The 11,895-nt window shown below is 63.5% G+C and carries 14 protein-coding genes; 1 reads left to right on the plus strand and 13 read right to left on the minus strand.

All coding sequences use genetic code 11. From position 1 onward, the window contains the following. The first annotated feature begins 112 nt into the window (after positions 1-112). The gene (locus ACK4OE_RS07520; RefSeq protein ID WP_409884069.1) at positions 113-538 is read left to right on the plus strand and encodes a DUF2917 domain-containing protein; all 426 of its coding nucleotides are present in this window, start codon (positions 113-115) and stop codon (positions 536-538) included. Here the strand turns inward: ACK4OE_RS07520 and hisD are convergent. From hisD to ACK4OE_RS07585, 13 genes are all read right to left on the minus strand, one after another. Continuing rightward, positions 525-1,910 (minus strand): histidinol dehydrogenase, encoded by a 1,386-nt coding sequence (gene hisD / locus ACK4OE_RS07525; protein ID WP_409884071.1) that lies wholly within the window; start codon positions 1,908-1,910, stop codon positions 525-527. The two genes, ACK4OE_RS07520 and hisD, sit on opposite strands and share 14 nt — an antisense overlap. Positions 1,911-1,930: 20 nt before the next feature. Continuing rightward, positions 1,931-2,590 carry an ATP phosphoribosyltransferase gene (gene hisG, locus ACK4OE_RS07530; protein ID WP_409884072.1) on the minus strand — a complete coding sequence of 220 codons (660 nt, stop codon included), beginning with the start codon at positions 2,588-2,590 and terminating at the stop codon, positions 1,931-1,933. After that, positions 2,587-3,861 (minus strand): UDP-N-acetylglucosamine 1-carboxyvinyltransferase, encoded by a 1,275-nt coding sequence (gene murA, locus ACK4OE_RS07535; protein WP_409884073.1) that lies wholly within the window; start codon positions 3,859-3,861, stop codon positions 2,587-2,589. The genes hisG and murA overlap by 4 nt, the downstream gene beginning before the upstream one ends. Positions 3,862-3,958: 97 nt before the next feature. Continuing rightward, complete coding sequence (locus tag ACK4OE_RS07540) at positions 3,959-4,201, minus strand: BolA family protein (protein ID WP_015012677.1); 243 nt, start codon at positions 4,199-4,201, stop codon at positions 3,959-3,961. 1 nt (position 4,202) lies between these two features. Then, on the minus strand, positions 4,203-4,958 hold the full coding sequence (locus ACK4OE_RS07545; RefSeq protein WP_409884075.1) for an ABC transporter permease: 756 nt from the start codon (positions 4,956-4,958) through the stop codon (positions 4,203-4,205). Next, positions 4,955-5,893 carry an ABC transporter ATP-binding protein gene (locus ACK4OE_RS07550; RefSeq protein ID WP_409884076.1) on the minus strand — a complete coding sequence of 313 codons (939 nt, stop codon included), beginning with the start codon at positions 5,891-5,893 and terminating at the stop codon, positions 4,955-4,957. Before ACK4OE_RS07550 ends, ACK4OE_RS07545 begins: the two co-directional genes overlap by 4 nt. 124 nt (positions 5,894-6,017) lie before the next feature. Then, on the minus strand, positions 6,018-6,290 hold the full coding sequence (locus ACK4OE_RS07555) for an STAS domain-containing protein (RefSeq protein ID WP_409884077.1): 273 nt from the start codon (positions 6,288-6,290) through the stop codon (positions 6,018-6,020). A 26-nt stretch (positions 6,291-6,316) separates the two neighbouring features. Then, the gene (locus tag ACK4OE_RS07560; protein WP_409884078.1) at positions 6,317-6,955 is read right to left on the minus strand and encodes a phospholipid-binding protein MlaC; all 639 of its coding nucleotides are present in this window, start codon (positions 6,953-6,955) and stop codon (positions 6,317-6,319) included. Between the two features lie 140 nt (positions 6,956-7,095). After that, positions 7,096-7,893 (minus strand): VacJ family lipoprotein, encoded by a 798-nt coding sequence (locus ACK4OE_RS07565; RefSeq protein ID WP_409884079.1) that lies wholly within the window; start codon positions 7,891-7,893, stop codon positions 7,096-7,098. Further along, entirely contained in the window at positions 7,890-8,378 is a 489-nt protein-coding gene (gene mlaD / locus ACK4OE_RS07570) for an outer membrane lipid asymmetry maintenance protein MlaD (RefSeq protein ID WP_409884080.1), read from the minus strand. Before mlaD ends, ACK4OE_RS07565 begins: the two co-directional genes overlap by 4 nt. 39 nt (positions 8,379-8,417) lie before the next feature. Continuing rightward, the gene (gene mlaE / locus ACK4OE_RS07575) at positions 8,418-9,200 is read right to left on the minus strand and encodes a lipid asymmetry maintenance ABC transporter permease subunit MlaE (protein WP_409884081.1); all 783 of its coding nucleotides are present in this window, start codon (positions 9,198-9,200) and stop codon (positions 8,418-8,420) included. Next, positions 9,197-10,015: an ABC transporter ATP-binding protein gene (locus tag ACK4OE_RS07580; RefSeq protein WP_409884083.1), complete on the minus strand. Its 819-nt coding sequence runs from the start codon at positions 10,013-10,015 to the stop codon at positions 9,197-9,199. Before ACK4OE_RS07580 ends, mlaE begins: the two co-directional genes overlap by 4 nt. Before the next feature lie 389 nt (positions 10,016-10,404). Next, positions 10,405-11,883 (minus strand): glutamate synthase subunit beta, encoded by a 1,479-nt coding sequence (locus ACK4OE_RS07585; protein ID WP_409884084.1) that lies wholly within the window; start codon positions 11,881-11,883, stop codon positions 10,405-10,407. Positions 11,884-11,895: the final 12 nt, after the last annotated feature.

Raw genomic sequence — 11,895 nt, forward strand, 5'->3', positions numbered from 1 at the left:
AGAGGCGCATCAGTGCGACCAGTACAGATAGGCCGGCTCGCTATTCTGTACTGGCCCAGATAGCCCCTGCCTGTGGCTGTTGGCGCGCGGCAGTTGGCCGCACAGTGAAGGCATGAACTCGCTGCACACCCCCACCCCACCGTCGCCCGCCGTGCCCACGCAGCCTGCGGTCCCTCTTACGCTGCAATGGAAGCGCCAGCCGCTGCCGCCGCTGCAGGCCGTCCAGGTGCTGGACTTCCGCGCGGGCGACATCGCCCTGCTCGAAGTGGAGCAAGGCCGCGTCTGGGTGACCTGTGATGGCCTGCTGGAGGATTATTTTCTGGAGGCGGGCCAGCGCCTGTCGTTCACCGGCCCCGTGCGGCTGCGGGTGAGCGCCGAAGGCCACCGGCCCGCGCGGCTGAACTGGGCAAAGCACCAAGCGGTGGATGGGGCTGCGTACCCACCCTCACCCGCGGCAGCGCCCCAGACGGTCACGGTGGTGCCAACCTCCCCTGCGCAGGGCCCTGCCCTACCCCGCAGCGCGATCAGCGCGGCTTGAGCGGGGTCTTCAGGCGCATCTCGGCCGCCTGCGCGTGGGCCTGCAGGCCCTCGCCATAGGCCAGCTCAGCGGCGATGGTGCCCAGCACCTGGGCGCCAGCTTCGCTCACTTCAATGATGCTGCTGCGCTTTTGGAAGTCGTACACGCCCAACGGGGACGAGAACCGTGCCGTGCCGCTGGTGGGCAACACGTGGTTGGGGCCTGCGCAGTAGTCGCCCAGGCTCTCGGAGGTGTAGGCGCCCAAAAAGATCGCCCCGGCGTGGCGCAGCAGCGGCTCCCAGCGGTGTGGGTCGGTGCTGCTCACTTCCAGGTGTTCCGGTGCGATGCGGTTGCTGATCGCGCAGGCCTCTTCCATGTCTTTGGTCAGGATCAAGGCGCCACGGCCGGTGAGGCTCTTGGCGATGATCTCAGCGCGCGGCATGGTGGGCAGCAGGCGGTCGATTTCGCGCTGCACGGCGTCGATGTAGGCAGCGTCGGGGCACAGCAAAATGGACTGGGCCAGCTCGTCGTGTTCGGCCTGGCTGAACAGATCCATCGCCACCCAGTCGGGCGGCGTGGTGCCGTCGGCCAGCACCAGGATTTCGCTCGGGCCCGCGATCATGTCGATGCCCACGGTGCCGAACACGCGCTTCTTGGCGCTGGCCACGTAGGCATTGCCGGGGCCGGTGATCTTGTCGACTTTGGGCACGGTGGCCGTGCCGTACGCCAGCGCGGCCACAGCCTGCGCGCCGCCGATGGTGAAAGCGCGGGTGACGCCCGCCACGTAGGCCGCCGCCAGCACCAGATCATTGCGCTCGCCCTTGTCGGACGCCAGTTGCGCGCCCGAACCACCCGTGGCCACGCTGCCGCGCACCGGCGTGGGCACGACCATGATGATTTCCTGCACGCCCGCCACGTGGGCGGGGATGGCGTTCATGAGCAGGCTGGAGGGGTACGCGGCCTTGCCGCCGGGCACGTAGATGCCCACGCGGTCCAGCGGCGTGACCTTCTGACCCAGCAAGGTGCCGTCTTCGTCGCGGTAGCTCCAGCTCTCGCCCGACGCCTTCTTCTGCGCCTCGTGATAGCTGCGCACGCGCTTGGCGGCGGCCTGCAGCGCGTCGCGCTGGGCCTGCGGAATGGCGTCGAACGCGGCCTTGAAGTCGGCTTGCGTCAGCTCCAGCGCCGCCATGCTGGGGGCTGAGAGGCCGTCGAAACGGGCCGTGTACTCGAGCACGGCGGCATCACCGCGCTTTTGCACATCGGCCAGGATGTCGGCCACACGCTGCTCGATGGCCGCGTCGGTGTCGGCAGACCAATGCAGGCGGGCTGCAAAATCAGCCTCAAAAGTGGCTGCAGCGGTGGACAGACGGGCGGGAGCAGCTACCAAAGTCATAGTGCGTTCTGAGGTTGGGTTCAGTTCTTGGGGGCGGGAATGGCTGAGGCAAACGCATCAATGATGCGGCGCAGCGGTGCCTGCTTGAGCTTGAGCGCGGCCTGGTTGACCACGAGGTAGGAGCTGATGTCCATGATGCGTTCGACCTCCACCAGGTGGTTGGCCTTGAGCGTGTTGCCGGTAGAGACCAGATCGACAATGGCATCTGCCAGCCCGATGAGTGGCGCCAGTTCCATGCTGCCGTAGAGCTTGACCATGTCCACGTGCACGCCCTTGGTCGCAAAGAAGTCGCGGGCGATGCTGGTGTACTTGGTAGCCACCTTCAGGCGCGAGCCCTGCTTGACGGCGCGCTCGTAGTCGAAGTCATTGCGCACGGCCACACTCACGCGGCATTTGGCGATCTGCAGGTCCAGCGGCTGGTACAGGCCCTGGCCACCGTGTTCGATGAGGGTGTCCTTGCCGGTCACGCCGAGGTCGGCACCGCCGTACTCCACGTAGGTGGGCACGTCGGTAGCACGCACCAGCACCACACGCACGTTGGGCTGGTTGGTGGGCAGGATGAGCTTGCGCGACTTTTCGGGGTCTTCCAGCACCTCAATGCCTGCGGCGGCCAAAAGCGGCAGGGTTTCGTCAAAGATGCGGCCCTTGGAAAGTGCCAGGGTGATCATGTTGTTGCTCATGCTGAGATCCGTTCAATGTCGGCGCCGATGCCGCGCAGCTTGGCTTCCATACAGTCGTAGCCACGGTCCAGGTGGTAGATGCGGTCCACCACGGTTTCGCCATTGGCCACCAGGCCCGCGATGACCAAGCTGGCCGAGGCGCGGAGGTCAGTAGCCATCACCGTCGCTCCCGACAGGCGTGGCACGCCTTCAATCACTGCCACCTTGCCATCGGTCTGGATTTTGGCGCCCAGGCGCACCAGTTCATCGACGTGCATGAAGCGGTTTTCAAAGATGGTCTCGGTCACGGTCGACGTGCCCAGCGCCACGCAGTTGAGCGCCATGAACTGCGCCTGCATGTCGGTGGGAAAGCCCGGGTATTCGGTGGTGCGAAAACCCTGGGCCTTGAGCGTGGCGCCGCCCGCGCTTTGTACGCGGATGCCGCCATCCACCGCTTGCACGTTGGCACCGGCCTCGCGCAGCTTTTCAATGACGGCGTCGAGGTGGTCGGCACGGCCGTGGCGCAGCACCACGTCACCGCCTGCAGCCGCCACGGCACACAAGAAGGTGCCCGCCTCGATGCGGTCAGCCACCACGCGGTGGGTGCAGCCGTGCAGCTTTTCCACCCCTTGGATGCGGATGCGGCTGGTGCCGTGGCCTTCGATCTTTGCGCCCATGGCGATCAGCATCTCGGCCAGGTCCGAGATTTCGGGCTCTTGCGCGGCGTTTTCGAGCACCGTCTCGCCCTCGGCCAGCGCGGCGGCCATGAGGAAGTTCTCGGTGCCCGTCACGGTGACCATGTCGGTGGTGATGCGGGCACCCTTCAGCCGCTTCCAGCCAGCCGGCAACTTGGCGATCATGTAGCCATGCTCGACCACGATCTCGGCGCCCATGGCGGCCATGCCCTTGATGTGCTGGTCGACCGGGCGCGAGCCAATGGCACAACCGCCGGGCAGCGAGACAGTCGCCTCGCCAAATCGCGCCAGCAGCGGGCCCAGCGCCAGCACCGAAGCGCGCATGGTCTTGACCAGCTCGTACGGCGCCTCGGGCGTGTTGAGTGCACCGGCGTCAATGCGCACCGTATCGTCTTCGGCGCGCTCTGCCGTCACGCCCATGTTGCGGATGAGCTTGAGCATGGTGCTCACGTCTTGCAGCTGGGGCACGTTGAGCAGCGTCACGGGCTCGGCCGTGAGCAAGGCGGCGCACAACTCCGGCAAAGCGGCGTTCTTGGCGCCAGACACCAGCACCTCACCGTGCAAGGTGCGTCCGCCGCGAATCAGGAGTTTGTCCATCTCTATCTACCAACCAAAATATGAATGAAAATGGCCTCTAGCGCTTATCTATAAAGCGCTAGCAGCTATCAAATAATGAGTAATCTGAGGCGCAGATTTACTGCGCCTGCGCCGCCCACTCGGCGGGGGTGAAGGTCTTCATCGACAGCGCATGCACCTCGTCGGTGTGCATTTTGGCGCCCAGCGTGGCGTAGACGCGCTGGTGGCGCTGAATGGCACGCTTGCCTTCGAACTCGGCCGAGACGATGGTGGCGTACCAGTGGCGGCCATCGCCCTCCAGCGTGATGTGCTCGCAGGCCAGGCCGGCAGTGATGATGTCTTTGAGTTGGTCAGCGGTCATGTCAATTCCGAATTTTGTAGCCGGTGCGCAGCAGGTGTACGGCCAGAAAGCTCACGGCCAGCCAGGCGATGCCCACGATGCTGAGGCTGAGCCAGGGCGAGGTGTCGCTCTGGCCAAAGAAGCCATAGCGGAACCCATCGATCATGTAGAAAAACGGGTTGAGGTGGCTCACGGTTTGCCAGAACGGTGGCAGCGACTGGATGGAATAGAACACGCCCGAGAGGAACGTCATGGGCACCACCACAAAGTTCTGGAACGCGGCGAGCTGGTCGAACTTGTCAGCCCACAGCCCCGCAATGAGCCCCAACGTGGCCAGCAGGCCCGCGCCCAGCACTGCAAAAACCAGTATCCATAGCGGCGCTGCAAACTCCGGCCGCGCAAACGCCAGCGTGACCACAAACACACCCAGCCCCACCACCAGCCCGCGCACCATCGACGAGCCCACATAGGCCACAAACCAGGCCCAGTGCGACAGCGGTGTGAGCAGCACAAACACCAGGCTGCCCATGATCTTGCTCTGGATCAGGCTGGACGAGCTGTTGGCAAAGGCGTTCTGCAGCACGCTCATCATCACCAGGCCGGGCACCAGGAAGGCGGTGTAGCTGATGCTGTCATAGACCTTCACATGGTCTTCTAGCACGTGGCCAAAGATCAGCAGGTACAACACAGCGGTGAGCACGGGTGCGGCGACGGTCTGGAAGCTGACCTTCCAGAAGCGCAGCACTTCTTTATAAAAAAGCGTTTGCCAGCCGGTCATAGCGCAACCCCTTCCAGAGGGATGTTCGATGCCGACGTCCCCGACATCACCTGAAGGAACACATCCTCCAGATCGGGCCTGCGAATCTCCATGTCGTGCACCTCTACACCGGCCACACGCAGGGCGGCCAGATGACTTTCGATCTCTGCGGCGTCGTGCGCCGGTAGTTGCACGATGCGCCCCGTCACACGCGCCACCACTGCGAGCCCTGGCGGCAAGGCGGTATCCGTCTTGAACTGCAGCATGCTGCCCGAAGCCGCCTTGAGCAGTTCGCTGGTGCGGTCCAGCGCCACCACCTGCCCGGCCTTGAGCATGGCGATGCGGCCACACAGGGCCTCGGCTTCTTCGAGGTAATGGGTGGTGAGCAGCACGGTGTGCCCCTCTTTGTTCAGACGGGCGATGAAATGCCACAGCGTCTGGCGCAGCTCCACATCCACGCCCGCCGTGGGTTCGTCGAGCACGATGATGGGCGGCTTGTGCACCAGCGCCTGCGCCACCAGCACCCGGCGCTTCATACCCCCCGACAGCTGGCGCATGTTGGCGTTGGCCTTGTCAGTGAGGCCCAGGTTTTCGAGCAGCTCGTCGATCCAGGCGTCGTTGTTCTTCACGCCGAAGTAGCCCGACTGGATACGCAGCGCCTCGCGCACATTGAAGAAGGGGTCGAACACCAGTTCTTGCGGCACGATGCCGAGCTTGCGACGGGCATCGGCGTACTGGGCTTGCACATCGCTGCCCTGCACCAACACACGGCCGCTGGTGGCACGCGCCAAGCCGGCGAGGATGCTGATCAGGGTGGTTTTGCCGGCACCGTTGGGGCCGAGGAGCCCGAAGAACTCGCCCTCCTCAATGTCCAGGTTGACCTGGTTCAGTGCCTGGAAAGGGCCTTTGGGTGTGTCAAAGGACTTGGAGATGGCTTGGAATGAGACTGCGGGCATGAACCCTCGATTTTACGGCCTTGCCTCCTACTGCGTCGGCAGGCCAGAATCATCGCCCCGTGGCCCACAGTTGCAGCCCCAGGGACAGGGTTGGCCTGCGTCCACAACAAAGCCAGGAACAGGCTCAGCCCGCAGGCTCCAGCAACGCGTCCACGCCATACAAACCCGCCATGCCCATCAATGCGGGCGGCAGGCCTTTTACGGAAAAGGTCTTGCCCACAGACAGCGCCTCGCGGCGGCATTCCAGCAGCACGGCCAGCGCCGAGGTATCGAACGCCGTCAGCGCATGCGCGTCCACCACCACTGCAGGCTCGCGATGCACCTTCAGCCCTTGCATGAGCATGCCCAGGCACGCCGTCGCCTGGCGGTGGGTGAGTTCGGGGGGCAATACCAGCATGTATGTATTGACTAAGGGCGGGCCGCTCAGCCTTTGGCGGCGTTGGTCTTGTTGCGGGCGGCCAGCGTTTCGATCAGACCATCAATGCCCTTGGCGTTGATCTCCTGGGCAAACTGGCCGCGGTAGGTTTCCACCAGCCACACGCCCAGGACGTTCAGGTTGTAGATCTTCCAGCCGGCACCGTCGCCAGGGGTTTTTTCCAGGCGATAGTCGAGCTGGATGGGGTCGCCCCGGCCGACGATTTCTGTGCGCACGAGCACATCCTTGTCGTCAGCCGCTGCACGCAGGGGCTTGATCTGAATGGTCTGGTCGTTGACCTGCGCAAGGGCCCCTGCATAGGTGCGCACGAGCAATATCTTGAATTCGTCCTGCAGCCGCTTTTGCTGCTCAGGGGTCGCCTGGCGCCAGCCCGGGCCCACGGCGGCAGCGGTCATGCGGCGAAAGTTGACGTTGGGCATCACGGTCTTGTCGACCAGCGCAATGACCTTGGTCAGATCGCCACCCTGAATGGATTTGTCGCCCTTGACGGTGGTCAGCACGTCTGCAGACAGGCGTTTGATCAGCGCGTCAGGGGCTTCGTCGGCGGCCAGGGCCGCCACGGGCAAGCCCAGCGACAAGGCAGTGGCCACACACAGGGCCATCTGCCCCAGGGTACGTCGGTTCATCGTGTCCTCTTCTTTCGTCGGACGGGGCACCCCCCGCGTTCGATTCATTGTGGTGGGCCTCGCAGCAACGGATGCGTCGCTGCGGTTGCGAGTTGCAAGCAAGTGCAACGCGCGCAGCGGTTGCAACTGCGCAGGATCGGCTATTTGGCGGGCTCCGGAGGCAGCACGCCATCGTTGGCGTCCCGGTCCTCCTGCGCTTGTGTGGACGGGGACTCACCCGCCTGGCTGCGCACCTGCAAGAACACGTCCCGGGTGAAGCTGTACTTGTCCAGCGCCGCGCTGTCGAGCACGTTGCCGGCGCGCAGCAGATTCGAACGCACCTCTACTGCCCGCAGTGCATACAGAGAATTGCGGGCAGACACCGGGTCGACATAGCTCACCACATTGCCCTTCATGTCGACGGGAAGTGCAAAGGTGTCACGCACCGTCGAGGGACCGAGGATCGGCAGCACCACGTACGGGCCCGTGCTCACGCCCCAACGGCCCAGCGTCAGGCCGAAATCCTGGCGGTAACGGTCAATCCCCATTTCGCTGGCAACATCCAGAACGCCGCCGAGGCCAAAAAACGTGTTCACGTTGAACCGCATGAAGCTCGACGCAGCCGCCTCGCCACGCAGTTGCAGCACGTTGTTCACGAACGACCACGCGTCGCTCAGATTTGCAAAGAAGTTGCTCACCCCGGTGCGCACAGGCGCGGGGGTGATGTCCTTATAGGCGATGGCCACGGGCTTGAGCACGAGCGCATCCACCTGCTCGTTGAAGTTGGTCATGCTGCGGTTGTAGGACTCCAGCGGATCGCGCGGGTCCGGGTTGGCCACCGTGGCACAGCCCGACAGCAGCGCGACGCCCAGCACCAGCGCCAGCCAGGTGCCCAGGCGGCTACGGCTTGAAAGGGTCCCGGCAAAAGAAGCCAGGTTCGCGGGTTTTGAATTCATCATTTTTTATCACCTGCCCCAGTGGGCTTACCAGCATCTTCGGCTTGTCTGTACAAAAATTGTCCGATCAGGTTTTCGAGCACCACGGCCGACTGCGTAGCCGTGACCGTGTCGCCCGCAACGAGATTCTTCTCGTCCGCACCTGCTTCAATCCCGATGTACTGCTCACCCAGCAAACCGCTGGTAAGAATCTTCAGAGAGCTGTCTTTGGGGAACGCGTAGCGGTCTTCCAGAGCCAGCGTCACCCGGGCCTGGTAGATCTTGTCATCGAACGTGATGGATTCGACGCGGCCCACCAACACCCCCGCGCTGCGCACCGCCGCCTGGGGCTTGAGCCCACCGATGTTGTCAAAGCGCGCCGTGATGCGGTAGCCGGACTGAAAGCTCAGGCTCAACAGGTTGGCCGACTGCAGTGCCAAAAACACCAGCGCCGCCGCACCCAGCATGACAAACAGGCCCACCCAGAGGTCGTTTTTAGAGCGTTGCATTTGTATTGGATTCCTCTTCACCTGCCAGCTTCGCCAGCGTCAGATACTGAACATCAGCGCGGTCAGGACAAAGTCCAGCGCCAACACCGCCAGGGACGCCATCACCACAGTGCGTGTGGTGGCACGGGACACACCTTCGGGCGTTGGCTTGGCCACAAACCCCTGGAGCAGGGCCACAAAAGTGACCGTGAAGCCAAAGACCACACTTTTGAGCACGCCGTTGCCCACGTCCTTCCACACATCCACGCCGCCCTGCATCTGGCTCCAGAACGCGCCAGCGTCGATGCCGATCATGAGCACTCCCACGACCCAGCCCCCCATGATGCCCACGGCGCTGAACACCGCTGCCAACAGGGGCATGGTGATGACACCGGCCCAGAAACGCGGGGCCAGAATGCGGCGCACCGGGTCAACGGCCATCATTTCCATGGCACTGAGTTGTTCACCAGCGCGCATCAGGCCAATCTCCGCCGTCAGCGAGGTTCCTGCACGGCCTGCAAACAGCAGCGCCGTGACCACGGGCCCCAGCTCACGTACCAGCGACAGCGCCACCAGCAACCCCAGCGCCTCTGAAGACCCATACCGCTGCAGCGTGTAGTAACCCTGCAGACCCAGCACAAAGCCCACGAACAGGCCGGACACCGCGATGATGGCCAACGAGTAGTTACCCAGAAAGTGCACCTGATCGCGCACCAGCCCCGGGCGCGAAAAAGCCGCACCGCACAGCAGAACCAGGCGACCGAACAAGCGCGCACCCATGCCGATGTCTGCCAGCTTCACGCGGACGGCGAAACCCAGATCAGCGGGGTTGTACCAGCTCATTGCGACCGCCCTTCGATGGGCCCAAAGTCTTCTGCCACCCCGGGTCCTGGGTGATGAAAGGGCACCGGCCCTGTCGGCAATGCATTCATAAACTGATGCACCAGCGGATCGGTGCTGGCGCGCACTTCGTCGGGCGTACCCTGCGCTGCCACCACGCCCTCGCCCAGAATGATCACGTGATCTGCGAGCCGAAGGGTTTCCTCTAGATCGTGAGACACCACGATGCTGGTCAGGCCCATCGCGTCATTGAGTTGCCGTATCAGCTGCGCGGCCGTGCCCAGCGAAATGGGGTCCAGGCCGGCAAAGGGCTCGTCATACATGACCAGTTCGGGGTCCAGCGCAATCGCACGCGCCAGCGCCACGCGCCGCGCCATGCCACCCGACACCTGGCTGGGCATCAGGTCGCGGGCACCGCGCAACCCCACCGCGTGCAGCTTCATCAGCACCACATCGCGGATCAGCTCTTCTGAAAGGTCCGTGTGCTCACGCAGCGGAAACGCTACGTTCTCAAACACACTCAGGTCGGTGAACAACGCGCCAAACTGAAACAGCATGCCCATGCGCCGACGGGCTGCATACAGGCCGTCCGCGTTCAGGCGCCCCACATCCTGGCCGTCAAACAGCACTTCACCGCTTTGCGCTCGCTGCTGGCCGCCAATCAGCCGCAATACCGTCGTCTTACCGCCACCGGACGCCCCCATCAGCGCCGTGACCTTGCCGCGCGGCACTGCGAGCGTCACGTCGCGCAGGATCACACGATCACCGTACGAAAACGTGACGTTGCGCAGCTCGGCAAGGGAAGGCGACTCAGACATTCAAGCAATGAAAATCAAAAAATGCGGGTGGGTGCAGGCACCCGAGAGAGGTCGCCAGCCAAAAACAGCTGCGATCGTAGCTGAATAATTAAACATACATACACGTATGTTTGCTATTTGATGCAGCTGTGTGCGTGACGAAACGGCGTCTCAGCCTCAGGCGAATCCGGATTGACAAGCGCCCGATTGTGCCAATAAAGGGTTTGCACGGTGGTCCAAGTGGCTTTACCACGCACGGGGACTGCCCCTGAGCACAGCCACACAGGATATCGCTATCTGCGGCAAGCACCTCCCCTCCTAAAGTACGGATGAAGGCCCTGGTACGCATAAAACCATAAAAAACGGCGCCACGCTGGCGCCGTTTTCATGAACCAGGGACTCGCAAGCCCTCAACGAGGAAGGTCGGAGTAGCCCATCAGGAATTCATCGACCGCACGCGCGGCCTGACGACCTTCGCGGATGGCCCAGACCACCAATGACTGGCCCCTGCGGATGTCGCCGGCAGCGAACACCTTGGGCACGTTTGTGGCATAGCCGCCGTCGAACTCGGTCGTGGCGCGGGCGTTGCCGCGGGCGTCCTTGTCAACACCGAAGGCATCCAGCACAGGTGCCACGGGGCTCACAAAGCCCATGGCCAGCAACACCAGGTCCGCCTTCAGGATCTGCTCGGACCCTGCGACCTCGACCATCTTGCCGTCCTTGAATTCCACGCGCACGGTCTTGAGGCCGGTGACCTTGCCCTTTTCGCCAATGAACTCCTTGGTGGAGATGGCAAATTCACGCTCGCAGCCCTCTTCGTGGCTGGAGCTGGTGCGCAGCTTGATAGGCCAGTAAGGCCAGGTCATCGGGCGGTTTTCTTCTTCGGGCGGCTGGGGCATCAGCTCAAACTGCGTGACGCTTGCAGCGCCGTGGCGGTTGCTGGTACCCACGCAGTCGCTGCCGGTGTCGCCGCCACCGATCACGATCACGTGTTTGCCGTCGGCGCGCAGCTGACCCTTGAGCTTGTCACCTGCGTTGACCTTGTTCTGCTGGGGCAGGAACTCCATCGCGAAGTGAATGCCCTCCAGGTCGCGGCCGGGCACCGGCAGGTCGCGCGACTGCTCGGCACCGCCGGTCAGCAGCACCGCGTCGAACTCCTTGTGCAACTGCTCCGGCGTGACGGTTTCCTTGGCCCAGTTGGTGACCTTGGAATCCTTGCCCAGGCCGTCCTTGGCCGCACCCACAAACACGCTGGTGCGAAAGACCACGCCTTCAGCTTCCATCTGCTTGACGCGGCGATCAATGTGCGACTTCTCCATCTTGAAGTCAGGGATGCCGTAGCGCAGCAACCCGCCTACACGGTCGTTCTTTTCGAACAGCGTGACGCTGTGGCCGGCACGTGCCAGCTGCTGGGCGGCTGCCATGCCCGCAGGGCCCGAGCCCACTACGGCCACCTTCTTGCCGGTTTTGTGCTTTGCTACGCGGGGTACCACCCAGCCCTCTTGCCAGGCACGGTCGATGATCGCGTGCTCGATGGACTTGATGCCCACGGCGTCGTCGTTCACGTTGAGCACACAGGCTGCCTCGCACGGCGCGGGGCAGATGCGACCAGTGAACTCGGGGAAGTTGTTGGTGCTGTGCAGCACCGCAATCGCACTCTTCCAGTCCGAGTGGTACACCAGGTCGTTGAAGTCCGGAATGATGTTGTTCACCGGGCAGCCGCTGTTGCAGAACGGCGTGCCGCAGTCCATGCAACGCGCGCCTTGCACCTTGGCCTGGCTCTCATCGAGACCGATGACGAATTCCTTGTAGTGCTTCAGGCGCTCGGGCACGGGCTTGTAGCCCTCTTCGATGCGCTCGTATTCCATGAAGCCGGTTGTTTTTCCCATGACGATGTCCTT

It is taken from the genome of Acidovorax sp., assembly GCF_046314175.1.
GTDB lineage: Bacteria > Pseudomonadota > Gammaproteobacteria > Burkholderiales > Burkholderiaceae_C > Acidovorax.